This is a genomic window from Mesorhizobium sp. WSM4836, from assembly GCF_055811815.1.
The window spans coordinates 22,678-49,559 of the sequence record NZ_JBVVQF010000020.1; the positions used below are offsets into that span (position 1 = coordinate 22,678).

Genomic DNA, 26,882 nt, shown 5'->3' on the forward strand with positions numbered 1-26,882 from the left:
CAGAACAATGGCTCACACGGAAACTCGCGCCGCCCGCAGCATGTCCAAACGCTTGCTTGGGTCTAGCCTGAAAGGTGCAGCAATGATGATCGCCGCCTTCACGGGATGGCGGCGGACCGTCGAGAGACGCAGGGCACTGGCAGATTTGACGACCGATCAGCTGAAGGACATTGGTCATTCGGAGGCCCATCAGCCTGCACTCGACGCCGCCGAGGCGGTTCTGATCACGAACTTGATGTCGATGAGGTAAGATCGGCGTTCAGTTTGGTCTAGGCCCTAAAGGTTCTTGAGTTCCAGGCGGGATGCCAGCAGGTCCAGAAAAGCGCGGACTTTGGCCGAGGATGATCTGCCTTCCGGCCACACGGCGTGTATCGGCACCGGCACTGGCTCGAATTCGGTTAGAACGAGTTCCAGGCGACCATCGTCCACCAGGTGTTTTACCTGCCAAAGCGGCGAGTAGCCCAAACCCAATCCGTGAACCGCGGCTGCATAGATCGATATCATCAAATTCGACCGGAAGGTGCCCGTAACCTTCACCGGTCTGGGCTTGCCTTCAATCTGAAACACCCATTTGCCTGGGCGGCCGTCAACGGTTCGTACGATGCATTCATGCTCACGCAATTCAAGCGGATGGGCCGGTCGGCCGTGTTGCTGGAAGTAGGCAGGTGCGCCGAACATCACGCGCCGCAGCGCCCCCAGGCGCTTCGCACGTAAATTGGAATCCGGCAAATTGCCGATCCTTACCGCCAGATCGAGACCCTCGGTATCAAGGTCGACAAATTCATCGGAAAGCTGGAGGTCAACCTCGACCTGGGGATATGTCCGCATATAGTCGGCGATAACTGGCACGAGGAAGTCGGGGCCGAACAGAACCGGGGCACTCACGCGCAGGATGCCCGATGGCTCCGACCGTCGATTGGCCGCTTGAAGCCTGGCTTCGTTAATTTCCTCGACGGCCGGTTTGATGCGCTGGAAAAAGGCCGCTCCGGCTTCGCTCGGCGTCGAGCGGCGTGTCGTCCTGTGCAGAAGCTCGACCCCGATTGATTCCTCCAATGTCGCCAGGGACCGACTGACCGACTGCAGCGAGCGGTTCAGCCGGCGTGCGGCAGCCGTCAGGCTGCCATGCTCGACAATGGCAATGAAGGCTTCGAAATCATCTATCCGGCTCATCGCTTATTTCTCCCGAAAATCGGGATAAACTATCGCAAAATGGATGAATTGTAACGCAGTTCGCCAGATTTTATCTTCCCTGCAGAGGCCGAAAGGCAGACTCGAGGGAAGGAGATCGTCATGCGAAGTCCAACCGTGCTGGTCGTAGGCGCCGCAGCCCGAGTTGCCGGTTTGGTGGTGCCTGAACTCGTCCGCCGAAATGCCAAGGTTCGGGCGCTTGTTCGTGACGCCGCGAGTGCCGAAAAAGCCCGGAAAGCCGGCGCATCCGAGATCGCGATCGGAGATCTGCGCAACCATCAGAGCCTTGAACAGGCCGTCGAAGGCGTCGACGGTGTCTTCCACATCGGACCGGCCTTTGCTCCCGACGAAGCCGCCATGGGGGTTGCCATGGTTGAGGCGGCGGCGCGAGCAGACGTTCGAAAGTTCGTCTTTTCGTCGGTGATCCAGCCCACCAATACGAGACTGGAAAACCATGCAAGCAAGGTGCCCGTCGAAGCTGCCCTCTACTCGACGAATATGGAATACACCATTCTGCACCCGGCCAATTTCATGCAAAATATCGCGGCGGCCTGGCCGTCCGTAGTCGAGCACGGCGTTTTCGCCGAGCCGTTTCCAAGGACGGCGAAGCTCGCCCGCGTCGACTACCGCGATGTGGCTGAAGTGGCGGCGATCGCACTGACCGAAGCGCGTTTGTCCTATGCGACCCTCGAGCTGTGCGCCGACGGTATGCACAACCGCGAAGAGGTCGTTGCTATGATGAGCGAAGCGCTTGGCCGGCCCATTTCAGCCGGCGAGCCGACATTTCAGGACTGGGCGGCGAAGGCCCGCCTTCCCTATACCGACCGCCAGCTGCAGATGCTGGCCAAGGTACACAGCCACTACGCCAAATACGGCCTCGGCGGGAACAGCCTGGCGTTGCGTGCCGCGCTTGGCCGAGAGCCGCGTTCGCTGCGAAGTTTCATTCGGGAATTGGCGCTGCAGACGGCATATGCCGCCTGATCGTCCTCACAACAGTATGTACGCACATTTTCTGATTGGGAGATTTCGATGCAAGCATCACCGGACCGAGCTTTCAAATTGAGAAAGCTGCCGCCCTCCTACGGCGCGGTGGTGACGCCGTTGGTTCTTTCGATTCTGATGTCCTCGATTGTCTCGGCGGTTTCGACGGCAATCGGCGCAGGCTGGACGAACGGGTTTATAGCGGCCTGGAGCTATGCGTGGGGCGCTTCATGGCTTGTCGCGTTTCCCAGTCTGCTGATTGTGCTTCCGATCGTCCGCCGGATCGTTGCCGCGATCGTCGATCAGCCGGCCCGGTCCTGACATCACGGACGAAGGGCGCCGGCGGCCGGCAGTCCGACATAACCATCAGACCGGCCCCTTGCGGGGCCGCCCCCGGTTCGTGCGCTTGCCTCAGGTGAGCGGCGACAGCTGGATCTCGACGCGGCGGTTCTGAGCCCGGCCGGCAGCGGTCGCGTTGGAGGCGATCGGACGCGTCTTGCCGAAGCCGGTGACGGCGAAGCGGCGGGAATCGACGCCCTGTCCGGACAGATAGTTGGCGACCGCCAAGGCGCGGCGCTGCGACAGGTCGAAATTGTGCTCGTCGCCGCCGGTCGAGTCGGTGTGGCCGAACACGTCGACGGTGGTCTGCCGGAACTTTTTCAGTACAAGGGCCACCGAATTCAGCACCGGATAGAAACCGGCCTTCACCGCATCCTGGTCGACGTTGAAGGTGATGTCGGACGGCATGTTGAGAATGATCTGGTCGCCGGTGCGGGTAACGCTGACGCCGGTGCCCTGAAGCTGCCGGCGCAGTTCGGCCTCGTTCTGGTCCATGGTGGCACCGATGGCGCCGCCGGCAAGCGCGCCGATGCCCGCGCCGATCAGCGCGTTGCGGCGGTCGTTGCCACCGGCAAGCATGCCGAGCCCGGCACCTGCCAAAGCACCGAGACCGGCGCCGGCAGCGGTGTTGGAAACCTTCTGTTCCCCGGTGTAGGGGTCGGTGGTGCATGCGCTCACGAGCACGGCCGTCGCCACGACGGCGAGCACAATCTTTTTCATATGGTGGTCCCTCTCCATTCCACGGCCGCGCAACGGCGCACCGCATCAGCCCTTCCAGCGACTTGTAACATGAAATGCGGCGAAAAGCGGACCAGCAAAACCCCTTGCCGCGGCTTTCCCCGGCTCAATTCCACACGGCTGCAGCGGCTCGCGCGACCGCCGCAATTCGACCGGCTACCAGAGATTCTTGCCGTCGATGACCACCACTTCGACCTTGTCGAGATCGAAATCGTCGAACAGCCGCGAGTTCACGCTGATCTTCGGATTGTCGAAATTCGGCTCGCCTGTCGACCAGTCCGGCGTCTCGGTGAAGGTGCCGCAGCCGCAGGTGGCGCAAAAACCGTGTTTTATGGTTTTCGATCCCCACTGGTAGAACGAAACATTCTCCGGCGGGCTGGTGAGTCTGAATTGCGATGGGGTGTAATAGGCCCATAACGAACCGCGCTTCGAACAGAAGGAACAGGTGCATAGCGTCACTGTCTGCGGTGCTTGCGAAACCTCGAATGTCGTCGCCCTGCAGTGGCAGCTTGCCTTGATTGTCATAGATTGGTCCCTCACAATGCCGCCGCCCGGTACGGCAAAGGCAGCATAAAGAAACGCTCCTGACAACTACCTGTCAGCGATCTGTGAGCCTGCGATGCACAGGTAAAAGTGCTGGAGTGCCTATCGAAGGCGAATCGATCCAAAACCGCTGCCCCCTCGGTGTCACCCCGAGGGCAAGCTTTTGGGCGTCATGCGCTAAAAGGACGATGGGGGCACGAACAGGCAGATGGTCTTTCCATCGTTAGCACCGGCAACGGAGCACCAATGATATTCGCCGTCGGGCGAATTCTTGATCCGCTTGTCGCTATAGGCCACCACTTCCCCGGTTCCTTTGATGACATAGCCCTCGGGACGTTCACTGATCGATGTCTGAGAGACCTCGCGGCAATCATAGCCTGAGCAGCAGGAGAAGGGATAACTCCAGCCTTGCGGCATGGCCGCGGTCGGCTTGGCATCATGCGCCAGAGCAGACGCTGCAAATGGAATGGCGGCAGCTATCAAAACCACTGCCGCGACAAGTGAATTCAGGAGTCGGCGCGCCGTGCGGGCGACTGGGGCCGGTCTGGTTGTGAGAGCAGGCATGAGCGCAGTTCCTATCAACGGTTGTCAAGCATCTCGCTTGCCCGTCTCGGAACGTGTCTTCCCAGTGGCCGGATCGTCAGGTCGCAGATACGCCGCGTCCGGCCATAAATGCTTTTTTCCTCCCCAGCGCATGAATGCTGGGCTGATTCCTTGGTTGGCGCAAGGAATTGCTGTCGCAACCGAACGCCGACCTCTGCAGTCGGAACCAACCTGCCGCCCTGATTGACGAACCCTGGTCAACCCCGGCAGCGGGATCGCCAATAACGGGCTTTGGCTCGCGCTGGTTCCAGGCCTGGCACCGGCAGGCCCGAGGCAGCCACATCAGAAGCGGAAATCGATTTTGAAAAATTAGATGAAAAACAAAGTTGTAGAACGACAGGTAAGTGCACATTGAGAGCTCGTCACTCTCGCGCGATGGCCGTAACTCTCGCGTGATGAATCGATCCCTGCCGGATTAGCGTCCGGCGGCCTCAGTCGATGTCGGCCACCGTTTCTCCGGCGCCACCCTCGATCCGCTGCGACAGCGAGGCTTCCATGAAATCATCGAGGTCGCCGTCGAGCACGCTCGACGGGCTGGTGCTCTCGACGCCGGTGCGCAGATCTTTCACCAGCTGATAGGGCTGCAGCACGTAGGACCGTATCTGGTGGCCCCAGCCGATATCGCTCTTCGACGCTTCCGTGGCGTTCGCCACCGCTTCGCGCTTCTTCAGCTCTTCCTCATAAAGCCGCGAGCGCAACATTTCCCAGGCCTTGGCCTTGTTCTTGTGCTGGGAGCGCTCCGCCTGGCAGGCGACCGCGATGCCGGTGGCGAGATGGGTGATGCGGACCGCCGAATCGGTGGTGTTGACGTGCTGGCCGCCTGATCCCGAGGAGCGGTACGTGTCGATACGGACGTCGGATTCGGAAACGTCGATGTCGATCGTATCGTCGATGACGGGATAGACCCAGACGCTGGCGAAGGAGGTGTGGCGGCGCGCATTGCTGTCATAGGGCGAAATCCGCACGAGACGATGCACGCCGGATTCCGTCTTCAGCCAGCCATAGGCGTTGTGGCCCTTGATCAGCAGCGTGGCGGACTTGATGCCGGCCTCTTCGCCGTCATGCACTTCCAGCACCTCGACCTTGAAGCGCCGGCGCTCGGCCCAGCGCGTATACATGCGCAGAAGCATCGAGGCCCAATCCTGGCTTTCGGTGCCCCCGGCACCGGCATGGATTTCCAGATAGGTATCGTTGGCGTCCGCCTCGCCCGACAGCAGCGTTTCGATCTGGCGCGCCTTGGCCTCGCCGCGCATCGAGCGGATCGCCGCCTCGGCTTCCGCGATGACGCCCTCGTCGCCCTCTTCCTCACCAAGCTCGATCAGGCCGATATTGTCTTCCAGCGCCTGGGTGAGGCCTTTGACCGCGGCAATGCCTTCCTCAAGGCCTTGACGCTCGCGCATCAGCTTTTGCGCTTCCAGCGGCTCGTTCCAGAGGCTTGAATCCTCGGCACGCACATTCAGGTACTCAAGCCGTTTTATGGCTTGGTCCCAGTCAAAGATGCCTCCTCAGCAGGGTGATCGCCTGCCTGATCTCGTCGACAGTATTTTGCGTTTCCGCGCGCATGGCTGACTGTTCTGTCCTGTTGCTGGATGACGGTTTGGTGGCGCGATACATAGGGACGGCACCGTCTCCTGTAAAGCGCCCGCCCCTGTAAAGCACCGGCCGCTACAAAGCGGGATGGGCCGGCTCGACGATGATCGTCAAGCCGGCCCGACCGATGTAACGATTGTCAGTAGAGCCCGCCGCCGCCCGACTGAATGGCCTGATCAGCCTGCGGCGACAGTGCCCCGCCGGTGGCGTTGGAGCCGTCCGCACCCATGCCGATCACCCAATAGCTATCGGCGGGACCGGTACCGGGCTTGAAGGCTTCGATGATGGTCCCGGCATCACCCTCATTGGCCCGCATGCCGGTCTTGCGGTTGATCGCAATCAGCTTCATGCCTTCCGGAACCTTGAAGTCGACATTGGGCGTGCCATCCAGCGCCACGCGCATGAAATCCTTGAAGATCGGCGCGGCAAGGCCGCCGCCGGTCGCGCCCTTGCCGAGACCTTTCGGCTGATCGTAGCCCATATAGAGGCCGACAACCAAGTTCGGAGTAAAGCCGATGAACCAGGCATCCTTTTCGTCGTTGGTCGTTCCGGTCTTGCCGGCGATGTGACGGCCGAGTTCGTTGATGGTGGCGCCGGTACCGCGTTGCACGACGCCCTCCATCATCGATGTGATCTGGTAGGCCGTCATCGGATCGAGCACCTGCTCGGAGTTGTCGACCAGCTCCGGCTCGGGCTGGTTCTGCCATTCTGCGGCGTTGCAGTTCGAGCAGCCGCGTTCGTCCTGCCTAAAGACGGTCTTGCCGTAGCGGTCCTGGATGCGGTCGATCAGCGACGGCTTGATCGACTTGCCGCCATTGGCCATGATCGAATAGGCCGACACCATGCGCATCACCGTCGTCTCGCCGGATCCCAGCGCCATCGGCAGATACGGCGCCAGATGGTCGTAGACGCCGAAACGCTCGGCATATTCCACGACCAGCTTCATGCCCATGTCGTTGGCAAGCCGCACCGTCATCAAATTGCGCGATTTCTCGATGCCGGAGCGCAACGTCGCCGGGCCGGCCACCGTTCCGTCGTAATTCTTGGGTGTCCAGGTCGTGTTGCCGCTCTGGATGGTGATCGGCCCGTCCATGATCACGGAGGCGGGCGTATAGCCATTGTCGAGAGCGGCCGAATAGACGATCGGCTTGAACGACGAGCCCGGCTGGCGCATGGCCTGCGTCGCCCGGTTGAACTCCGACTGCGCGTAGGAGAAACCGCCGACCATGGCCAGGACGCGTCCGGTATGCGGATCCATGGCGATCAGGCCGCCCTCCACTTCGGGAACCTGGCGCAAGCTGTAGCTGGTATCCGAGCCTTCGTTCTTCTGCACGAAAATCACGTCGCCCGGCTTCAGCACGTCGGCGGGCGACTTCGCCTTGACCGTCCTGCCGTCGACCACGTGGCGCATGGCGAAGCTCATGTCTTCCTTGCTGACAGTGCCTTCGACGCGGTCCTTGACGATTTCGCCGGAGATCTGGCGCGTCGGCTGAAGGCCGATGGACAGGCCGGTGGCCGAGCTGTCGAGCACGACGGCGAGCGACCATTCCGGCACGTCTTCCAATCGCTTGACGTTACCCAGCGGCACGCCCCAGTCGCCGGAAATGTCGATGCTCGTGGCCGGCCCGCGATAGCCGCGCAGCGTGTCGAATTTCATGAGGCCGTTCTGCATGACCTTGCGGGCAATCAGCTGCATCTTTGGATCGAGCGTCGTGCGGACGGAAAGGCCGCCCTCGTAGAGGGCGTTCTCACCATAGCGCGCGATGATCTGGCGACGCACTTCCTCGGTGAAATACTCCCCGGCGAAGAGATAGTTGCCGGTGCGGCGTGGTGTGACGCCGAGCGGCTCGGCCTTGGCCTTCTCGCCTTCTTCATGTGTGACGTAACCGTTCTCGACCATCTGGTCGATGACCCAGTTGCGGCGCTCCAAGGCGCGATCGGTATGCTTGAAGGGATGATAGTTGTTCGGCCCCTTTGGCAGAGAGGCGAGATAGGCGGCTTCGGCCACGGTGAGCTCGTTCACCGATTTGTCGAAATAAGTGAGCGCAGCACCGGCAACGCCATAGGCGCCGAAGCCGAAGAAAATCTCGTTGAGATAGAGCTCGAGAATGCGATCCTTCGAGTAGGCCTGCTCGATGCGGAAGGCGAGGATCATCTCCTTGATCTTGCGCTCGTAGGTCTGGTCCGAAGACAACAGGAAGTTCTTCGCCACCTGCTGGGTAATCGTCGAGGCGCCGACCTGGCGCTTGCCCGAGCCAACATTCTGCAGGTTGACGACAATGGCGCGGCCAAGACCGGTCACGTCGATACCGGGGTGGTTGTAGAAATTCTTGTCCTCGGCCGACAGGAAGGCCGCCTTGACTCGATCCGGGATTGCCTGAATCGGCAGATAAAGCCGCCGCTCACGCGCATATTCGGCCATCAGCGCGCCATCCGACGCGTGGATGCGGGTCGTCACCGGCGGCTCGTATTTGGCCAGCACCTCGTAGTCGGGCAGGTCCTTCGACAAATGGCCGATATAGATCGCCACGCCCGCCGCGACCAAAAGGGCCAGCGTCGTGCCGATGCCGAAGAAATAGCCAATGAGACGAATCATACCCGCTCCAGTCCTTGGTTCGGGAATTTCCTAATCGAAGCCGCCCTTCGCGCAAGCTTTCGGGACGATCCCAAACCGTAATCGCAAAACCCATCTCGCGACCATGTGGGCAAAATACGGCAGCGTGGAATTTCGGTTTCGAATGCCGGAAATAAAAGCACACGGTGTTGTCGCCGTGCAACGCCGCTTCAGGTTGTGGACGCCGGCGGGCATTTCAGCCTCCAGCCCCCGTTCCGCTCCTGGCCGAAGCAAACAATGCAACGGCGTTGGTTATGCTCTGGGTCGCCTTGTTGCGCCAATCGGCGCTGAGCAACTGCGCTTCGTCCTTGGCGTTCGACAGATAGCCGAGTTCGACCAGCACGGATGGAACGTCCGGCGCCTTCAGAACCTTGAAGCCGGCAGAACGCTGCGGGTTGTTGATCAGACCGACGCTGGTGGAAAGCTGGCCGACGAGAGTATGGGCGAAGCTCATCGAAAAATTGTGCGTCTCGCGGCGGATCAGGTCGACCAGGATATCGGTCACTTCCTTGCTGTCGTCCTTGATCTCCATGGCGGCGAACTGGTCGGAAAGATTTTCACGGTCGGCAAGCGCCTGCGCCTCGGGATCGGAAGCCTTGTCGGACACGGTGTAGACGGTTGCGCCGCGAATGCCCTTGAGGCTGATCGTGTCGGCATGGATAGAGATGAGCAGGTCGGCCTCATGCTGACGGGCAATGCGTACGCGTTCGTCGAGCCGCAGGAACACGTCCGTCTCACGCGTCAGGAACACATCGTATTTGCCGCCGGTGGCGAGCTTGTCGCGCAGTTCCATGGCGAAGGCGAGCGTCACGTTTTTTTCGACCGTACCGTTCAGGCCCTCGGCGCCGCCGTCGATGCCGCCATGGCCCGGATCGATGACGACGGTGAAACGATGGCCCGGATTGGAGACCGGCCCGGTACCGACCCTGCCGGCCTTGTCGCCGGAGACCGTCGAGCCGGTGGTCAGCGCCTGATTGGCGAGAGCGGCATCGAATTCCCGCTGCGACGCCGCCGATATATCGATGGCGATGCGGTAGCCGTTGCCGTCATCGTTCTTGAGCACGTCGAGATTGTCGACGGCGAACGGTCCCTTGCCGGTGAGAATCAGCCGCGATTTCCCCTCGCCGAGCTCGCCGTAACGCACAGCGCGGACAAGGCCGCGCGGCTTCACATCCCTGGCATTGAGGGCGAATCTCGTGGCCGGCAGATCGACGACCAGACGATTGGGGCCGCGCAGCAGGAACCATTTGATGTCGGGCTCGCGGTCGAAATTGATGACGATGCGCATCTTAGTGGCATCGCCGGCCATCTTGTAGCTTGTGGCACCAAGCGGTGCGTCGGCAGCACGCAAAAGCGGCGAAAAAAGCAGGCAAGCCAGGATCAGCGGCAGCAGGCAGGCGGTGCGGAAGAACCGGCCTCCATGCTGACGGCCCTTGTCTGCGAAGCCTGCCAGTCCCATCTTTCTACCAGTCGCTCCCGTTTGGCGTCATGCCCGATCGCTTGTCGAAATGGCCCCATTGCTTGTCAAAGTGCCGGCAGGCCGCGAACTCGATTAACGATTGGTATCCAGAGAAGGTTAACCAAGCCTTTTCATGGAAGGCTTGGGACCGGGGCTTCCGCTGCGGAACGGCTTTTTGCCGGCATCGGGAATCGGGGTTGCCTTCCAACCCGCCAAATCATAAAAGCGATGGTGGATCACTGCAATCCTGGAACCGTCCTCCTCCGCAGCTTCCTGCTACAGGTCAGACGCAAGACGGCTCCTTTCGCTTCAGGCGAAGAAGGCATCGGTGATCGCGACGATTTTCGCTGGCGTGCTCCCGTGGCGGGGGAATCGCCTGCGTGAGCAAAACGGCCGGGATTGTCCCGTGCCGGCTCTGTATGAGCAAACAAGCTGGTCCGGTTTTTCCCGGGCTTTGGTTCAAAAGGTTCTGCTGGTGACGATGGCTTCAAGCGCAATCATGGAAAGGTCCGCAACAAACCGCGCCACTACGGCTGCGGGCGGCACCGCCATGGCGCTCAGGCAGCGGCCGGCGGACGTACAATTATCCGGCACCCATGTTCCAGGTCCACGGCAGCGGGCATTGCCCCGCAAGCTGCGGCCGACGGCTGCCGGGGGGAAACGAAATAATGCCCAACAAAATGCTGATAGACGCCTCCCACCCGGAGGAAACACGCGTTGTCGTCGTTCGCGGTAACCGTATTGAAGAATTCGACTTTGAATCCCAGGACAAGAAGCAGCTCAAAGGAAACATCTATCTCGCCCGCGTAACGCGCGTCGAACCTTCCCTTCAGGCAGCCTTTGTCGAATATGGCGGCAACCGTCACGGTTTCCTCGCCTTCAGTGAAATACATCCCGACTACTACCAGATTCCGGTCGCCGACCGTCAGGCGCTGCTGCGTGCGGAAGCACAGGAAGCCCAGGACGAAGAGGACGAGGAAGCCGCCGAAGGCGAGGACCGCCAGAGCCGCGATCGTGCCAAGCGCGGACGCCGGCGCGGCGGCAAGAGCCGCGACCGCGGCGAGCACAGGCGCGAAGCAGGAGCGGCCGACGCCGAGAATGGCGAGAACGGCGAAGATGCCGTCGCAGAAAATCTGGATACTGCTGCCGACAACGGCGAAACCATGCCCGACATTGCTGGGTCCGATGTTGCTGGACAGAGCGAGGGTGTCGCCGGACAGAGCGATGAAGTCGCCGATCGCGGCGAGACCGAGCCGTCCGAAAGCGGTTCCGGTTCCATCGCTGCCAGCGTCGATGCCGACGTAGTCTCGGAAGCCGTCCCGCAAGTCGAGATAAGTGGGGCCGAAACCAGCGGCGAGGCAACCTCCGAAGACAATGACCGCGGCATGCTGGAAGAGGTGCAATCCTCGCATCCGGACGATCACGATGTCGAATCGGTCGGCGCCGAGGACGCGCTGGAAGAAGTGCGCAACCGCCGCAAGCCGGTGCGCCGCCAGTACAAGATCCAGGAAGTGATCAAGCGCCGGCAGATCCTGCTGGTGCAGGTCGTCAAGGAAGAGCGCGGCAACAAGGGTGCGGCGCTGACCACCTATCTGTCGCTGGCCGGCCGCTATTCGGTGCTGATGCCGAATACGGCGCGCGGCGGCGGCATTTCGCGCAAGATCACCAACGCGCAGGACCGCAAGCGGCTGAAGGAAGTGGTCGCCGATCTCGAAGTGCCGCAAGGCATGGGTGTCATCCTGCGCACGGCCGGCGAGAGCCGCACCAAGGCAGAGATCAAGCGCGATTACGAATATTTGATGCGGCTTTGGGAAAACGTCCGCAATCTGACGCTCCAATCCACGGCCCCTGCCCTGGTTTACGAGGAAGGCAGCCTGATCAAGCGCTCGGTGCGCGACCTCTACAACAAGGATATCGACGAGATCCTGGTTTCCGGCGAAGAAGGCTACCGCGAGGCCAAGGACTTCATGCGCATGCTGATGCCGAGCCACGCCAAGGTGGTTCAGCCGTTCCGCGACACGACGCCGATCTTTGTGCGCAACGGCATCGAAGCGCAGCTCGACCGCATGCTGCAGCCGCAGGTGACGCTCAAGAGCGGCGGCTACATCATCATCAACCAGACGGAAGCGCTGGTCGCCATCGACGTCAATTCGGGCCGGTCCACCAAGGAGCACTCGATCGAGGACACCGCACTTCACACCAATCTGGAAGCCGCCGAGGAAGTCGCCCGGCAATTGAGGCTGCGCGATCTCGCCGGCCTGATCGTCATCGACTTCATCGACATGGAGGAGAACCGCAACAACCGCTCCGTCGAGAAGCGGCTGAAGGATCACCTCAAGAACGACCGCGCCCGTATCCAGGTCGGCCGCATCTCGCATTTCGGCCTGATGGAGATGTCGCGCCAGCGCATCCGTGCCAGCGTGCTGGAATCGACGATGAAGCCTTGCCCGCATTGCGGCGGCACCGGCCATGTGCGCTCCGATTCATCGGTCGCGCTGATGGTGGTGCGGGCGATCGAGGAATTCCTGCTCAAGGATTCGCGCAGCCACATCACGGTGCGGACGCCGGCGGCGACCGCGCTCTATGTGCTCAATCACAAGCGCGGCACGCTGGTGGAATTCGAGCACCGCTTCGGCGTGACCATCACCATCGAAGCCGATGACGCGGTCGGTGCACAACACTATGCCATCTTCCGCGGTGCGCTGGCCGAAAAGCCGGAAGGCTTTGTCGAAGCGCGCACGTTCCCGGCCTATGTCGAGCCGGAAGAACCCGAGGACGAGATCGTCGTCGAGGAGGAAGACGAGGCACCGGTGCAAGCCGAGCAGCCACGCCCTGCCCAGCAGCCGCAGCAGCCAAGGTCCGGCGAGGAAGGCGAAGGCCGCGACCGCAAGCGCCGCAAGCGCCGCAGACGGCGCGGCGGCAAGGATCGTGAACATGGGGATCGTGAACATGGGGATCGTGAACACGGGGATCGCGAGCATGGCGCTGCCGTGGAAGGTGCTTCCGTTTCGGTGCCGACAGACGATGCCTTGGTAGCCGCGGGCGGCCAAGCCGCCGAAGCGGAACGTGAAGCGCCGGCCGGTGTTGCCGAAACGGCGGAAGCGGCGGACGACGGTCACGGCAAGAAGCGCCGGCGCGGCAAGCGCGGCGGCAAGCGCAATCGCCGTGAAGACGGCGAGGATAGTGTCGAAGCCAACGCCGGCGAGCCAGCCGGCGTGACTGAAGGTGCCGTGTCGGAAGCAGAGCCCGTGACCAGCGAGCCGGAAGGTGCGCCGCCGGCCGAAGAGCTTGCGGTGCTTGCTCCGGCGAACGACGACATGCCGAGCGCCGAAAAGCCGAAGAAGCCGCGCCGTGCTGCCAAGCCGAAGAAGGTTGCCGCGGAAGCAGTTGCCGAGATTGCGGGCGCCGAGACATCGGCTGCCGAGGCGGCATCGGTGGCGTCCGGCGAGACCGCTGCGCCGGTTTCGCAGGAGACTGAAGTGGCGGCTGTCGAGGAACCGCCGAAAGTCCGGCCGTCGCGGCGCAAGCCCGTACCGGTGGATGCTCCGGTCGTGCCGGTAGTCTCCTCGATCGTCCCCGACGAGGCAAAGACCGAGGAAGCAAAGGCCGAGGACAAGCCAAAGCGTGCCGGCTGGTGGCAACGGAAGGGCTTTTTCTAAGCCTTTCCGTGCATTAGCCAGACTTTCTGATTAAAGAAAATCCCGCGCAGCCGATCGGCAGCGCGGGATTCTTTTGTCCCAATTCAGGCGACAGGCGCTATGGCGCGAAGATCGACCAGTTCATCATCTTCGCCAGTTTTTCCAGCGCGATCGAGCCCAGCCTGGAATTGCCGTTGGCATTAAGGCCAGGCGACCACACGGCAAGCGAGGCGACGCCCGGCACGATGCCCAATATGCCGCCGCCGACGCCGCTCTTACCGGGAATGCCGACGCGGAAAGCGAAGTCGCCCGACCCGTCATAGTGGCCGCAGGTCAGCATCATCGCACCGATGCGGCGGGCGCGCTCGGCCGAGACGACGGAATGCCCGGTTGCCGGGTTCTTGCCGCCATTGGCGAGGAAGCGGCCGGCCAGGGCCAGTTGCCGGCAGCTCATGGCGATAGCGCAATGATGGAAATAAACGCCCAGCGCCAGCTCCGGCGCATGGTGGAGATTGCCGAACGACTTCATGTAATTGGCAAGCGCGAAATTGCGAAAGCCGGTGGCACGTTCGGACGCCGCGACCTCGCGGTCGATGATGATCGTGTCGTCATCGGCCAGGAACTGGATGAAGCGCAGGATCTCGCCGATCGCCTCGCGCGGCTGATGGCCGGCGAGCAGGATGTCGGAAACGACGATGGCGCCGGCATTGATGAACGGATTGCGCGGAATGCCGTTCTCATGTTCGAGCTGGACGATCGAGTTGAACGGGTTGCCCGACGGCTCGCGCCCGACCCGCTGCCATAGCGCATCGCCGACATTGCCGAGCGCCAGCGTCAGCGTGAACACCTTTGAGATGCTCTGGATCGAAAACGCCTCGTCGGCATCGCCCGCGGTCAGCACGCGGCCGTCATTGGTCACCGCGGCAATGCCGAATTTTTTCGGATCGATCTTGCCGAGTTGGGGAATATAGCTGGCGACGTCGCCACGATCGGTACGCTCCGCCATTTCGGCAGCGACCTCGCGCAACGCATGTTCGAGTTGGGGCGCCTGTTCAAGTTGAGGCGCCTGTTCAAGCTCTGGCATCGTCAGCCCCGCTACTTCAGCCAGCGTTCGATGCGCGCCATCGCCTCGACCATGTCGTCGTGGCTGCCGGCATACGAAAAGCGCATCGTGCGATGGCCTTGCAGCGGATCGAAATCGCGGCCCGGCGTTGCCGCCACATGCGCCTCGGCCAGCATCCGGCGCGCAAACGCCATGCTGTCATTGCTGTGCTTGGTGACGTCGCAGAAAGCGTAGAACGCGCCGTCCATGGGCGCGGCCAAAGCAAAGCCGAGCTCCGGCAGGCGTTGCATCAGGAGCTCGCGGTTCCAGGCATAACGCGCCTTCACCGCTTCCAGCTCTGCCGTCGCCTTGAACGCCTCGATCGCGGCAATCTGGGATAGTTCGGGCGGCGAGATGTAGAGGCTCTGCGCTATGCGCTCGACTGGCCGCACCAGTTCCTGCGGCAGCACCATCCAGCCGATGCGCCAGCCGGTCATGCAATAATATTTCGAGAAGGAATTGATCGCCGTCACATCCGCGCCGAAAGAAAGCGCGGTCGTGTCGGGCGCCGCATAGGCCAGCCGGTGGTAGATTTCGTCCGAGATCACGGCGATGCCGAGCTCTTGCGCCGTCTCGACCAGCGCCTCGAGATCGCCGGCGGGAATGACCGCGCCGGTCGGGTTGGCCGGGCTGGCGAACAGCACGCCCTTCAGCGGTTTTTCGCGGTGCGCGGCTTGCAGGTGTTCGGCATGGAGATAGGCGGAGCCGTCGAGCTCGATCTCGGCGATCTCGATGCCGAGCGCGGCCATGATGTTGCGATAGGCAGGATAGCCGGGCGCAGCGATGGCGACGCGGTCGCCCGGATCGAACATTGCCAGGAAAGCGAGATTGAACGCAGCCGACGATCCGGTGGTGACGGCTATCCGCTCGGACGAAACGTCAAGCCCGTAATGCTCGCCATAATGCGCTGCGATCGCCTTGCGCAGATCGGCGAGGCCCAGCGCGTCGGTATAGCCGATGCGGCCTGCTTTCAGGGCATTGGCCGCCGCTTCGCGAACCCCGGCCGGCGCCGGATCGGAAGGCTGGCCGACGGCCATGGAAATGACCGCCAGACCCTTGGCCTTCAACCGATTCGCCTCGGCCAGGATGTCCATGGCGTGGAACGGTTCGACCGCGCCGCGGCGCGAAAGCGAAACAACCATTTCTTAATCCACCACACTTGTCCGCATGTGCCGGCCATGCTGGCCGCGCCGCACAAATGCCCGATTGGTGTGGGGATCACAAGTTCGGTAAGTTTAGGCTGCCGACTTTTCATCCTTCGCCCACTCGTCTACCAGTGGACCTGCCATGTTGAGCCGACCCAAATCGACGATCGCCAGGACAGCGCGCGCCCTCGCGACGCTCTCGCTTGCCGCGGTGGTCGCCATCGCCGGCTCGGTCAGCGCGTTTGCGCAGAATGTGCCGGTGGTGCGCGATGCCGAGATCGAGGCGCTGGTGCGCGATTACGCGCGGCCGATCTTCAAGGCGGCCGGCCTATCGGGCGACGCCATCAACATCGTGCTGGTCAATGACCAGAGCTTCAACGCCTTTGTTGCCGGCCGTCGCCTGTTCATCAACACCGGCGCGCTGATGACGGCCGAAACGCCCAACGAGATCATCGGGGTCATCGCCCACGAGGCCGGCCATATCGCCGGCGGACACCAGCAAAAGTTGCGCGAACAGCTCGAGCGCGCCAAGACAATGGCAATCCTGGCGACACTGCTTGGCGCCGGCGCCATGGTGGCCGGCGCCACCAGCAATACCCGCGGCCTTGCCGGGGCCGGCATGGGCGTGATGGCCGGCGGCGGCGAGATGGCGCAACGCAGCATCCTCGCCTATCAGCGCACCGAAGAGATGACCGCCGACCGCTCGGCGATCACCTATCTCAACGCCACGGGCCAATCCGGCATGGGCATGCTGAAGACATTCAACCGTTTCCAAAACGCATTATCGCTCTCGGGCGCCCAAGTCGATCCCTACAGGATCAGCCATCCGATGCCGCAGGAGCGTATCGCCAATCTCGAAGTGCTGGTGAAGCAGAGCCCTTCCGTCGACAAGCTCGACCCACCGGCACTGCAGCAGCGCCACGACATGATGCGCATCAAGATCGCCGCCTACATGCAAGGCCAGGCGGCGGCGTCGCGATTGATGCGCAAGAACCCTGGCAGCCTCGCCTCGCGCTATGGCGACGCGCAGATGACCTATCTTTTCGGCAATCTGGCGTCGGCGCTCACCAAGACCAACGCGCTGATCAAGGAACAGCCGAAAAACCCCTATTTCCAGGAATTGCGCGGCGATATCCTGATGAAGGCGAACAGGCCGAAGGATGCTGCGGACGCCTATGCCAAGGCGGTCAGCCTCGATCCTGCGCGATCCGGGCTGCTGCCGGTCTCTTATGGCCAGGCGCTGATGGCCATCGGCACGCCGGATTCGCTGAAGAAGGCGGTGGCGCAGATCAACACTGGCTTGGGACGGGACCGCGAAAACGCCGCCGGATACCGCTATCTGGCACAGGCCTATGGGGAACTCGGCAACATCCCGGCGGCCGAGCTTGCGACGGCCGAAGGGCATTTCTATTCCGGCGACTACAAGAATGCGAAAATCTTCGCCATGCGCGCGCAGCAGAGTATGAAGCGGGGTGAGCCGGGGTGGCTTCGCGCGCAGGACATAATAAACTACGCACCATCAGGTAAGAAGAAGTGAACCTTTCGGACGCAGGCTGCGACACAGCCAAACCGAGCGGACCCGAACACAGGCAAGAGGATCGAGGAACATGACCAAGGCAATTCTGCTGGGCACTACCGGAGTGGCAGCGGCTCTCGCCATGCTGGCGTTCGGCTTCGTCGCCGGAAATCCGCAGACGGCAAAGGCCGGCACCGCGCAGCTTGCCCAGACGGCGTCCTCGGGTACCAAGCTCGACCGCACCGAAGTCGAAGGCATCGTCCGCGACTATCTCCTGAAGAACCCAGAAGTGCTTCTGGAGGCCCAGCAGGCACTCGAGGCCAAGCAGAAGGAAGAACAGCGCGTCGCCAGTCTCGGCGTCATCAAAGACGCCAAGGAGCAGATCTTCAATTCCTCCTTTGACGGTGTTGTCGGTAACCCGAACGGCAAAATTACCATCGTCGAGTTCTACGATTACAATTGCGGCTACTGCAAACGTGCCATCGATGACATGCGCGCGCTGACCAAGGCCGATCCAGACCTGCGTTTCGTGCTCAAGGAGTTCCCGATCCTCGGCCCGGATTCGCAGAAGGCGAGCGTCGTCTCGATGGCCTTCCATTTGATGAAGCCGGAGAAATACGGCGAATTCCACAATGCGCTGCTCGGCGGCCAGGGGCGCGCCACCGAGGCGGCGGCAATCAAGGTGGCGCTGTCGCTCGGCGCCGACGAGGCGGCGTTGCGCGAAAAGATGAAGGACCCGAGCATCACCGAGGCCTTCTCCAAGACCTATGACCTCGCCACCAAGCTCGCCATCACCGGAACGCCGTCCTATGTCGTCGGCAACGAGGTGGTGTTCGGCGCGCTTGGCCAGGAAGTGCTGGCCGAAAAGATCGAGGCGGCGAAGGCCGCGCTCTGATCAGCGTTCGGGTTCGATTAGGCTGCGGGTTTCCGGCACGGGCCGTTTTCCGGCTGTTGTGGACGGCGAAAGAACGCACTTGCGCTCTTTTCGCCAGCGTCTATGCCCATTATAGAGGGTCCGGCGCGCCGGCTTAGCCGCGCCGGGAAAGGTCGGCATTTTTTGAAAACGGTTTTCGTCCTGAACGGCCCCAATCTAAACGCGCTCGGCAAGCGCGAGCCGGGCATCTATGGCGGCAAGACGCTTGCCGCGATCGCCGACGACTGCAAGCAGGCGGGTGCCGCACTTGGGCTTGAGATCGATTTCCGCCAGTCGAACCATGAGGGCGACCTCGTCGACTGGATCCAGGAGGCCGCCGACAAGGCCGCCGCGATCGTCATCAATCCGGGCGCCTACGGCCATACCTCGATCGCCATTCACGATGCCATCCGCGCTGTCGCGCCGCTGCCGGTCGCTGAGGTGCATCTCTCCAACATCCACGCGCGGGAGCCATTCCGCCACGTCTCCATGGTCGCGCCGGTCGCCGTCGGCATGATCTGCGGGTTCGGGCCGCTCGGCTACACGCTGGCGCTGCAGGCGCTGGCTGCACGCCTATGACCGGCCAACAAACAGAAGGCTCGAAGATGTCGATAAAGAAGAACGGTGTTGACCAGCAGCTGATCCGCGATCTGGCTGGCATACTGAACGACACCAACCTGACCGAGATCGAGGTCGAGCTGGGCGATCTGAAGGTGCGCGTCTCGCGGCAGGCGCCGGCCGTCCAAGCGGTCGCCGCAGCTCAGCCGGCCTATGCGCCGGCAGCCGCGCAGCCCGCGGCAGCGGCCGCGCCGGCGACGCCCGACGTGTCGAAGAACGCCGTCGCCTCGCCGATGGTCGGCACCGCCTATCTGGCGCCGTCGCCCGACGCCAGGCCGTTCATCGAAATCGGCCAGAAGGTCAAGGAAGGCCAGACGCTGCTGATCATCGAAGCAATGAAGACGATGAACCAGATCCCCTCGCCGCGCGCCGGCACGGTGACGGCGATCCTGTTTGAAGATGCGCAGCCGGTCGAATATGGCATGCCGCTCGTTGTGATCGAGTAGAGCCGGGAACAGGCGAAAGATGTTCCAGAAAATTCTCATCGCCAATCGCGGCGAAATTGCCCTCAGGGTGCTACGCGCCTGCAAGGAGCTCGGCATCCAGACGGTGGTGGTGCATTCGACCGCCGACGCCGACGCCATGCATGTGCGTCTCGCCGACGAGAGCGTCTGCATCGGCCCGCCGCCGTCGCGCGACAGCTATCTCAACATCCACCAGATCGTTGCCGCCTGCGAGATCACCGGCGCCGACGCGGTGCATCCCGGCTACGGTTTTCTGTCGGAGAACGCCAAGTTCGCCGACATCCTCGCCGCGCACAACATCACCTTCATCGGCCCGACCGGCGACCATATTCGCATCATGGGCGACAAGATCGAGGCCAAGCGCACCGCAAAACGCCTCGGTATTCCCGTGGTGCCCGGCTCCGACGGCGCGGTCACCGAGGACAAGGAAGCCAAGCGCATTGCCGCCGCGATCGGCTACCCCGTGATCATCAAGGCGTCGGCCGGCGGCGGCGGGCGCGGCATGAAAGTGGCGCGTAGCGAGGCAGACCTCGAGGTGGCGCTGCAGACGGCACGCTCGGAGGCGGGTGCAGCCTTCGGCGACGACGCCGTCTATATCGAGAAATATCTGCAGAAGCCGCGCCATATCGAAGTGCAGGTGTTCGGCGACGGCGCTGGGCGCGGCGTGCATTTCGGCGAACGCGACTGCTCGCTGCAGCGCCGCCACCAGAAGGTCTGGGAAGAAGCGCCCTCGCCGGCTCTCAATGCCGAGGAGCGCGCCCATATTGGCGGCGTTTGCGCTAGGGCGATCGCCGATCTCGGCTATTCCGGCGCCGGCACCATCGAATTCCTCTATGAGGACGGCGGGTTCTATTTCATCGAGATGAACACGCGCCTGCAGGTCGAGCATCCGGTGACCGAAGCCATCACCGGCATCGACCTCGTGCACGAGCAGATCCGCGTCGCCTCGGGCGGCGGGCTTTCGGTGCGCCAGGAAGATATCCGCTTCCAAGGTCATGCCATCGAATGCCGTATCAATGCCGAGGATCCGCGCACCTTCACCCCCTCGCCGGGCACCATCACCCACTTCCACACGCCGGGCGGCCTCGGCATCCGCGTCGATTCCGGCGTCTATTCCGGCTACAAGATCCCGCCCTACTACGACAGCCTGATCGGCAAGCTGATCGTGCACGGCCGCAACCGCGTCGAGTGCATGATGCGGCTGCGGCGCGCGCTCGACGAATTCGTCGTCGACGGCATCAAGACGACGCTGCCACTGTTTCGCGACCTCGTTGGCAACGCCGACATCGCCAATGGCGACTACGACATCCATTGGCTGGAAAAATACCTGGCCGAAGGCGAGTGATACAGGGGCGAAGCGATGACCCGTCCCTACGCACCCGGTTATCGCATCCCGACCGACCTTTTGCTCAAAGCCTATGCCTCCGGCGTCTTCCCGATGGCCGAAAGCGCCAATGACCCCGAAGTGTTCTGGGTCCGGCCGGAGACGCGCGGCATCATTCCGCTCGACGGGTTTCACATCCCGAAAAGCCTGAGAAAGACGATCCGCAAGAACCTGTTCGAGTTCCGCATCGATTTCGATTTCGAGGCGACGATCGAGGCCTGCGCCGAAAGGCGCGAGGAACGGCGATCGACCTGGATCAACGCGCCGATCCGCGAAGCCTATATCGAGCTGCATCGGATGGGCCATTGCCATTCGGTCGAAGCCTGGCACGACGACCGGTTGGTCGGCGGGCTCTACGGCGTATCGCTCGGCCGCGTGTTCTTCGGCGAGAGCATGTTCGCCAGGGAGACCGACGCGTCAAAGGCCTGCCTGGTTCACCTCGTCGAACGGCTGAAGGCGCGCGGCTTTGCGCTGCTCGATACGCAGTTCACCACCGAGCATCTCAAACGCTTCGGCGCAATCGACGTGCCGCGCGGCAAGTACGAGAAGATGCTGGCCGAGGCGCTGAAGGGCGAGGCCGTGTTTTTTCCATAACCTGGAATGGTTCATCGTTTTACAGAAACGCAATTCCGGACGGAAACCGTTTACACTCTTCCTGGAATTGCTCTAGCGGCCGGTCAGCCTTTTGCTGCCGTCGCCAGCGGCGTCTGTGCGTGGAACATCATTTTCCAGCCATTGACGCGATGGACATAGCCAGTGCTGACCAGTGCCGCATAGGCTTCGCCATTTTGCCGGGTCGCACGCGCCTCGTAGGTCAGCATGACAATGTCGCTGCCCGGCTCGATGATGCCCTTGAGGTCGATGTCGAGATCGCGCCAGCGGTTCGGGTCCGTGGCAGTTGCGGCGAGATCGGTGTTGTTCATCACCCGTGCCATCTGGGGGAAGGCCACCAGGCATTCGGTATCGGCATTGGCCTTGAAATAATCGGCGTCGCCGCTCCAGAATCCCCTTTCGATGTCGAGAAGTTCGTTCTTGTTGGCCATCATCATGGCAACCTCCTCCGTAGAGAGGCACCAACGCTCGGGCAACACGGCGGTTCCGCAAGACGCAGAATCCGCCGCCGCACAGACAGATTCTAGTTGGTTTTAGGGGCAGCCGGTGCCGGCACGTCGGACTTCTGCTTGCACCCCTTCAGCCAGATATCATAGACGGCATGCTCGACGGCGTTGATCCCGGGGCTTTCGGCAAACATCCAGCCGGTGAAGATACGGCGTATTTTCCGGTCGAGCGTGATCTCGTCGACCTCGACGAACGAATCCGTCTTCGGCTCTTCGTTTTCCGGTCGCGAATAGCAGATGCGCGGCGTCACCTGCAAAGCGCCGAACTGCACCGTCTCGTCGATATAAACATCGAAGGTGATGATACGGCCGGTGATCTTGTCGATGCCGGCGAATTCAGCCACGGGATTGGTGATGCGCTCGGATACTGCGGGTGCTGCAGGCGCCACCGACGCGTCCGGTTCAGGCGGTGCCAATTCCTGCGCAGCAGCAAGCGGCACAATAGAAGCGAGAACGACCGCGGTTAATCCGCCCGTCAAAATTCGGCTGAACATGCTCATGCGAGGTCCGGTGGTTTGCGCCCGGGTGATTCTCTTAACGCCAAGGCTAGTTGCTGCTGTCGGATCGGCAAACAGCTAAACAGCAATTGTGGCGACAAAGGACCGCCCCACTGGGAACCGCCTTGGGGACCGCGCGCGTGTCGCGGCGATCGATCACGAACCAGGCGTCCAGGCGTCGTAATCCCCCGTCACCTGCGGGCGATGCTGGTTGGTCAGCACCGAGCCCTTCGGGCGATAGGCTGCGGGGCTGCCGGTGAGGTTCGGCACATGCGGCTTTTGCCAGTCGCGTGGCTTGTAGTCTTCGCTTGGCGGCGCAACGTCGACACGGTGATGGATCCAGCCATGCCAGCCGGGCGGAATCGCCGAGGCTTCCGAATAGTCACGGTAGATGACCCAGCGGCGGGTGCGGCCTTCCGAATCGACGCCGCCCTCATAGTAGACGTTGCCGACCTCGTCCTGCCCGACCTTCTTGCCATGCCGCCAGGTATGGAAGCGCGTTCCCAATGTCTGGCTGTTCCACCAGGTGAAAAACTGCAGAAGGAAAGTTTTCATCCAAATCCTCGTGGCAAGTCCTTGTGGAAAGTCCTCGCGGCGGCTGCGGCGGCGCCTGTTCCTGCTTATGGCGTCACGGCATTGCGAAGGCAAGGGTCTTGCCGCAACCGGCAAGCAAATGGCTGGCGGCAAGCGATACATTCATGCGATTTTCGCGGTCGTCCGAAGCAGATGAAATGGGTTGTTGGCGACCTTACGCAGCGTTATTCTAGCAGTTGATGCTTCGTTGCCTCGAGGAAGGCAAATGAGAGGGGCTCATGTCATCGCTGGCGGGCACGGCCGGTCGCGCATTGCCGCAGGTCGTTGAGGCGATCTACGATTCGATTGCCGACGTCGACCGCTGGCAGGCGACACTCGAGGCCATCTGCAACCTGGCGGAAGGCCAGCTTGCCATGCTCGCCGTCATCGACACGATCAGCAGTTCCGCGCGGTTTTCGGTGTCCTGCGGCGATCCCGCAGTTCTTGAGCCGTTGAAGCATGACTACGGCTCGCAAGTGCCGTTCTATGCGGCGGTTCCCAAGATGGAGATCGACGTGCCGTTCACCGTCGATTCGATCTACGCCCTGCAAGGCCCGGATACGCGACAGAGATGGCTCGAAAGCCGCATCGTGCGCGAATGGGTGCAACCCAACCGACTGGACGATTTCTTCTGGGTGACGTTGATGAAGCGGCCGACCCGGATCGGCACACTGATGGTGGTGACCGACAAGGACAGGCGCCAGATTTCCCGCGAGGATCTCGAGCTTGTCTGTTTGCTGGCGCCGCATGGGCGGCGCGCGGTGACCATCGGCGACCTGTTCGAAGCCGTGCGGCGCAAAGCCGAAATCTTCCGCTCCATCATCGAAAGCCTCGATCATCCGGTGCTGATCGTCGCCGAAGACATGACCATCATCTTCGCCAATCCGTCAGCCGAAGCGCTGCTTGCCGAAAACATTTCGGTTGCTTGCGTGCGCGGCCAGCTTTCCTTCACCTATGCCAACGCCAATGCTGCGATCGGCCGTGCCGTCCAGCTCGGCATGCGCGACGAATTCGCGCTCGGACCTTGCGGCATCAACATTCCCCTGGCCAGAGCGGCCGTTCCGGCGGTGGCCCATGTGATGCCGCTGGCGCGGCGTGAAATCTCGGCGCGCATCTCGCAGCGCGCCGCCGCAGCGATCTTCATCGCCGCGGCCGGTTCGGCACCAATCCCGGCGCTGGACGCCATTGCAGCGCTGTTCGGACTGACCGCGGCAGAAAGGCGAGGCGCCGGTCACGTAGCCGCCGGCCTGACGCGAAAGGAAATCGCCGCGGCCGGCGGCGTCTCGGACGGCACCGTCAAGTCGCAGCTGGCGACGATCTTCGACAAGACCGGTACCGGCGATCAGCGCGAGCTCGAACTGTTGATGCGCGAATTGTCGCCGCCGTTACGCTCCAGCTGATTTGCGCTGGGTTCCCCTGACCGGCAGCGGCCCAAAGGCCCGGCCCGTAAGTTTTCCAAGCCTTTAGAAACATCCTCCGCAAAATCTGCGAAACGAAACCGGCATCGTTGCAATTCGGCCAAAATCATGGTGCGGTCGTTAGCGGTCCAGAAACGCGGCACTATGCTCGGCTGGAAGAAAATGGTTTCTGGCGCGGATCTCGATCTTTGACACCGACATCTACCGAGCGGCTGCTCCCCTACCTTTTTTTGCTTGGGCTGATTGCAATTGCGGTCGCTTTCCGGCCCCTGCTGCCCGTCGACGAAACGCGATATCTCAGCGTCACCTGGGAAATGTATCTGAGCGGACAGATCTTTGTCCCGACGATGAATTTCGCGCCCTATCTGCAGAAGCCGCCACTGCTGTTTTGGCTTATCGACCTTGTCTGGAATATTTTCGGCGCCAGCCGGCCGGCGGCGATGCTGGTCATCTTCGCCGCCTCCTCGCTCGTCATCTGGCTGACGACGGCGTTGGCAAAGACCCTGTTTCCGGGCCGCGATGACATCGCGCGGCGCATCCCCTGGCTGGTCGCCGGAAGCAGCGTGTTCGTCATCTATTCGACGCTCATCCTGTTCGACCTGTTGCTGACGGTTTTTGTGCTCGCGGCGCTGTTGTCGTTGATTGCCTTTGCCCGCAGCGGCAACCGCTGGCAGGCCGTTCTGGCCGGGCTGTTCATCGGCATGGGCGTGCTGACGAAAGGGCCGGTGGTGCTGATCCATATCGGCGCGCCAATCCTGTTCTACCCGTCCTGGCGCGACCGACGGGCGGGACTGACGACGCCGAACTTCTTCGCCGGAGTGGGCGTGGCAGTGCTCGCCGCGCTAATTCCGGTGGCGATCTGGCTGATGCCGGCCACCATCCTGACAAAGGGCAATTTCGTCTACGATCTCGTCTGGAATCAGTCGGCGGGGCGCGTCACCGGGAATTTGCGCAATTCGCACGGCCGGCCGTTCTATTTCTATCTGCTGCTGCTGCCAGTCATGTTCATACCGTGGATCTTCATACCCGAGGTGTGGCGGTTGAAGCTGCGCACGCGGATACGCAGCCTGATCGAGACGAAGTCGCCGGATCTGCGCGCCTTGCGCCTGCTGTCGTTCTCGTTCGTTGCCGTGTTTCTGGTGTTCAGCGCGATATCCGGCAAGCAGCCCCACTATGTCGTGCCGATGTTGCCGTTCATAGTCATCCTGTTCGGCTATTTCATGGCGGAGATCCCGCTCGCCAGGCTGAAAAGCTCGGCCGTCGTCATGCTTGTCATTTTCGGCATCGGCCACGCGGCTGCATCGGCAACCGCGTTCAAACGCTATGACCTGACGCCGCTCGCCAACTTCATCGAGGAGCGAAAGGATGCGGACTGGGCCGTGGCTTTCGACTATCAAGGCGAAGTCGGCTTCCTGGCCCGGTTGCAAAAGCCATTCGAAAGCACCGACAACCCGGAAGAATGGCTTGGCTCGCATCCCAGCGGCTATGTCGTCGACAAAGTTTCCAAAGATCCGGGCACCGCAGGGCAAATCGCGTTCCGGCTTCGCGTCGAACGCGGTTATCTCGTCGTGCTGAAGGGACAGCATTGACGATCGTCACCGGTATGCGAGTTCATCTCCCGCGCGGGAGATGAAGGCGTTTCTGCTTGCTGGTTCAATCGGTCGATAGAACCGGGAGGTATTCATGCGCAAGCTTATCTCGACGACGCTTTTTGTCTTATCGCTCGCGGTGGCCGGCCTTGCCGCCGATCCGGCATGGAGCTTCAAATGTCAGTCCGGAGCGATTGGGCAAGGCAGTTGCTCCTGCTCAGGGACCGCCGACTGCACCGACATGCGGCATTCCAAAATGTGTAAGGACGACCTGAACTGCGGTTCGGGCAAATGCTCCTGCACGGCCGCCCTGATAGTCGATCCAGGCCCGAAAACCCCCAAGCCCAAGGTCATCGCGCCGAAAGCGACAACCAAAGGCGTGGTGAAGCAGTAGCCATCCAATCAGAAAGGACGGCGGCTCGACGCCGCTGGGCCCGCCCGATGTTTTCGCGGTTCATTCCCCGTGCGGGCGATGAACCGCCATCGGACAAATGCTGCTGTCTAGCCGGAGGGTGGTTTCCAGCGAACTCGGCGTGTTCCTGATCACCAACACAGTCCGCAACCTGGCGCAAGCCAAGGCCGTCGCCGGTCACGAGCCCGACGAACGCACTGCCGGTCAGCCAATCCTGCCGGATCACCACCTATTACAAGACGGCGGCGAAGGCGACGGAGGTTGGCGTGCGCTCGACCTGCCAGGGCGTCAAACAAATGGGGCGTCACCTCGAAATATTACGAGGTCGAAAAGATCGAAGCCGCCACGCCCTCGCACACGTCGGGCGGCGGCGGCAGCCTGCCGTGCGAGCTTCTCGCTGCCGGCTGCTCAAACCTGCCGGAGAAACGCAACTAAGCGCC

At 62.1% G+C, this 26,882-nt stretch carries 26 protein-coding genes; 14 read left to right on the forward strand and 12 right to left on the reverse strand.

Annotated elements, in window-relative coordinates:
- The first annotated feature begins 7 nt into the window (after nt 1–7).
- On the forward strand, nt 8–250 hold the full coding sequence (locus AC0L2P_RS22095; RefSeq protein ID WP_473503993.1) for a YjiS-like domain-containing protein: 243 nt from the start codon (nt 8–10) through the stop codon (nt 248–250).
- Nucleotides 251–276: 26 nt separating this feature from the next.
- On the opposite strand, the gene AC0L2P_RS22100 is transcribed toward AC0L2P_RS22095, so the two are convergent.
- On the reverse strand, nt 277–1,170 hold the full coding sequence (locus AC0L2P_RS22100) for a LysR family transcriptional regulator (RefSeq protein WP_473503995.1): 894 nt from the start codon (nt 1,168–1,170) through the stop codon (nt 277–279).
- A gap of 120 nt (nt 1,171–1,290) precedes the next feature.
- Here AC0L2P_RS22100 and AC0L2P_RS22105 point away from each other — a divergent pair, with 120 nt between their 5' ends.
- Both AC0L2P_RS22105 and AC0L2P_RS22110 read left to right on the forward strand, forming a co-directional pair.
- A complete protein-coding gene (locus AC0L2P_RS22105; protein WP_473503997.1) occupies nt 1,291–2,169 on the forward strand; it encodes an NmrA family NAD(P)-binding protein in 879 nt (292 codons plus the stop codon).
- Nucleotides 2,170–2,217: 48 nt separating this feature from the next.
- Nucleotides 2,218–2,490: a DUF2798 domain-containing protein gene (locus tag AC0L2P_RS22110; RefSeq protein WP_473503999.1), complete on the forward strand. Its 273-nt coding sequence runs from the start codon at nt 2,218–2,220 to the stop codon at nt 2,488–2,490.
- A 90-nt stretch (nt 2,491–2,580) separates the two neighbouring features.
- Here AC0L2P_RS22110 and AC0L2P_RS22115 read toward each other — a convergent pair whose 3' ends face one another.
- From AC0L2P_RS22115 to AC0L2P_RS22140, 6 genes are all read right to left on the reverse strand, one after another.
- Nucleotides 2,581–3,228, reverse strand: coding sequence for a YiaD family glycine zipper/OmpA-like lipoprotein (locus tag AC0L2P_RS22115; RefSeq protein WP_023679922.1), 648 nt, complete (start codon nt 3,226–3,228; stop codon nt 2,581–2,583).
- Nucleotides 3,229–3,402: 174 nt separating this feature from the next.
- Nucleotides 3,403–3,771, reverse strand: a complete 369-nt coding sequence (locus AC0L2P_RS22120; RefSeq protein ID WP_473504001.1) for a GFA family protein — start codon at nt 3,769–3,771, stop codon at nt 3,403–3,405.
- A 195-nt stretch (nt 3,772–3,966) separates the two neighbouring features.
- Complete coding sequence (locus AC0L2P_RS22125; protein WP_473504003.1) at nt 3,967–4,353, reverse strand: hypothetical protein; 387 nt, start codon at nt 4,351–4,353, stop codon at nt 3,967–3,969.
- 470 nt (nt 4,354–4,823) lie between these two features.
- A protein-coding gene (prfB, locus tag AC0L2P_RS22130; protein WP_473504004.1) for a peptide chain release factor 2 occupies nt 4,824–5,955 on the reverse strand; the annotation gives its coding sequence in 2 pieces (ribosomal slippage) (nt 4,824–5,888 and nt 5,890–5,955; 1,131 coding nt in all).
- Between the two features lie 166 nt (nt 5,956–6,121).
- Nucleotides 6,122–8,578 carry a penicillin-binding protein 1A gene (locus tag AC0L2P_RS22135; RefSeq protein WP_473504006.1) on the reverse strand — a complete coding sequence of 819 codons (2,457 nt, stop codon included), beginning with the start codon at nt 8,576–8,578 and terminating at the stop codon, nt 6,122–6,124.
- Nucleotides 8,579–8,792: 214 nt separating this feature from the next.
- Nucleotides 8,793–10,055 (reverse strand): N-acetylmuramoyl-L-alanine amidase, encoded by a 1,263-nt coding sequence (locus tag AC0L2P_RS22140; RefSeq protein WP_473504008.1) that lies wholly within the window; start codon nt 10,053–10,055, stop codon nt 8,793–8,795.
- Nucleotides 10,056–10,723: 668 nt separating this feature from the next.
- Between AC0L2P_RS22140 and AC0L2P_RS22145 the strand changes: the two genes are divergently transcribed.
- Nucleotides 10,724–13,714, forward strand: coding sequence for an Rne/Rng family ribonuclease (locus AC0L2P_RS22145; protein WP_473504009.1), 2,991 nt, complete (start codon nt 10,724–10,726; stop codon nt 13,712–13,714).
- 97 nt (nt 13,715–13,811) lie between these two features.
- Here AC0L2P_RS22145 and AC0L2P_RS22150 read toward each other — a convergent pair whose 3' ends face one another.
- Together AC0L2P_RS22150 and AC0L2P_RS22155 are read right to left on the reverse strand one after the other, a co-directional pair.
- Nucleotides 13,812–14,777 carry a glutaminase gene (locus AC0L2P_RS22150; RefSeq protein ID WP_473504011.1) on the reverse strand — a complete coding sequence of 322 codons (966 nt, stop codon included), beginning with the start codon at nt 14,775–14,777 and terminating at the stop codon, nt 13,812–13,814.
- A gap of 11 nt (nt 14,778–14,788) precedes the next feature.
- Complete coding sequence (locus AC0L2P_RS22155; RefSeq protein ID WP_473504013.1) at nt 14,789–15,937, reverse strand: pyridoxal phosphate-dependent aminotransferase; 1,149 nt, start codon at nt 15,935–15,937, stop codon at nt 14,789–14,791.
- A gap of 145 nt (nt 15,938–16,082) precedes the next feature.
- Between AC0L2P_RS22155 and AC0L2P_RS22160 the strand changes: the two genes are divergently transcribed.
- The 6 genes from AC0L2P_RS22160 to aat all read left to right on the forward strand — a co-directional run bounded on the left by AC0L2P_RS22160 (nt 16,083) and on the right by aat (nt 21,429).
- On the forward strand, nt 16,083–17,477 hold the full coding sequence (locus tag AC0L2P_RS22160; RefSeq protein ID WP_473504015.1) for a M48 family metalloprotease: 1,395 nt from the start codon (nt 16,083–16,085) through the stop codon (nt 17,475–17,477).
- A 70-nt stretch (nt 17,478–17,547) separates the two neighbouring features.
- Nucleotides 17,548–18,351, forward strand: a complete 804-nt coding sequence (locus tag AC0L2P_RS22165) for a DsbA family protein (RefSeq protein ID WP_473504017.1) — start codon at nt 17,548–17,550, stop codon at nt 18,349–18,351.
- A 162-nt stretch (nt 18,352–18,513) separates the two neighbouring features.
- Nucleotides 18,514–18,948, forward strand: a complete 435-nt coding sequence (gene aroQ / locus AC0L2P_RS22170) for a type II 3-dehydroquinate dehydratase (RefSeq protein WP_031211260.1) — start codon at nt 18,514–18,516, stop codon at nt 18,946–18,948.
- 26 nt (nt 18,949–18,974) lie between these two features.
- Nucleotides 18,975–19,433: an acetyl-CoA carboxylase biotin carboxyl carrier protein gene (gene accB, locus AC0L2P_RS22175; protein WP_473504019.1), complete on the forward strand. Its 459-nt coding sequence runs from the start codon at nt 18,975–18,977 to the stop codon at nt 19,431–19,433.
- A gap of 19 nt (nt 19,434–19,452) precedes the next feature.
- Nucleotides 19,453–20,796 carry an acetyl-CoA carboxylase biotin carboxylase subunit gene (accC, locus tag AC0L2P_RS22180; protein ID WP_473504021.1) on the forward strand — a complete coding sequence of 448 codons (1,344 nt, stop codon included), beginning with the start codon at nt 19,453–19,455 and terminating at the stop codon, nt 20,794–20,796.
- A 15-nt stretch (nt 20,797–20,811) separates the two neighbouring features.
- Nucleotides 20,812–21,429: a leucyl/phenylalanyl-tRNA--protein transferase gene (gene aat, locus AC0L2P_RS22185; protein ID WP_292662502.1), complete on the forward strand. Its 618-nt coding sequence runs from the start codon at nt 20,812–20,814 to the stop codon at nt 21,427–21,429.
- Nucleotides 21,430–21,512: 83 nt separating this feature from the next.
- On the opposite strand, the gene AC0L2P_RS22190 is transcribed toward aat, so the two are convergent.
- From AC0L2P_RS22190 to AC0L2P_RS22200, 3 genes are all read right to left on the reverse strand, one after another.
- Nucleotides 21,513–21,881: a hypothetical protein gene (locus tag AC0L2P_RS22190; RefSeq protein ID WP_473504182.1), complete on the reverse strand. Its 369-nt coding sequence runs from the start codon at nt 21,879–21,881 to the stop codon at nt 21,513–21,515.
- 89 nt (nt 21,882–21,970) lie between these two features.
- Complete coding sequence (locus tag AC0L2P_RS22195) at nt 21,971–22,453, reverse strand: DUF2155 domain-containing protein (RefSeq protein WP_473504023.1); 483 nt, start codon at nt 22,451–22,453, stop codon at nt 21,971–21,973.
- Between the two features lie 153 nt (nt 22,454–22,606).
- Nucleotides 22,607–23,005: an NADH:ubiquinone oxidoreductase subunit NDUFA12 gene (locus AC0L2P_RS22200; RefSeq protein ID WP_023674818.1), complete on the reverse strand. Its 399-nt coding sequence runs from the start codon at nt 23,003–23,005 to the stop codon at nt 22,607–22,609.
- Between the two features lie 257 nt (nt 23,006–23,262).
- On the opposite strand from AC0L2P_RS22200, the gene AC0L2P_RS22205 reads away from it, so the two are divergent.
- The 4 genes from AC0L2P_RS22205 (at nt 23,263) to AC0L2P_RS22220 (ending at nt 26,877) form a co-directional block, all read left to right on the forward strand.
- Entirely contained in the window at nt 23,263–24,423 is a 1,161-nt protein-coding gene (locus tag AC0L2P_RS22205; RefSeq protein WP_473504025.1) for a helix-turn-helix transcriptional regulator, read from the forward strand.
- Nucleotides 24,424–24,629: 206 nt separating this feature from the next.
- Nucleotides 24,630–26,030 carry an ArnT family glycosyltransferase gene (locus AC0L2P_RS22210; RefSeq protein WP_473504027.1) on the forward strand — a complete coding sequence of 467 codons (1,401 nt, stop codon included), beginning with the start codon at nt 24,630–24,632 and terminating at the stop codon, nt 26,028–26,030.
- Nucleotides 26,031–26,124: 94 nt separating this feature from the next.
- Nucleotides 26,125–26,424: a hypothetical protein gene (locus AC0L2P_RS22215; RefSeq protein WP_473504029.1), complete on the forward strand. Its 300-nt coding sequence runs from the start codon at nt 26,125–26,127 to the stop codon at nt 26,422–26,424.
- A gap of 279 nt (nt 26,425–26,703) precedes the next feature.
- A complete protein-coding gene (locus AC0L2P_RS22220) occupies nt 26,704–26,877 on the forward strand; it encodes a hypothetical protein (RefSeq protein ID WP_473504031.1) in 174 nt (57 codons plus the stop codon).
- Nucleotides 26,878–26,882: the final 5 nt, after the last annotated feature.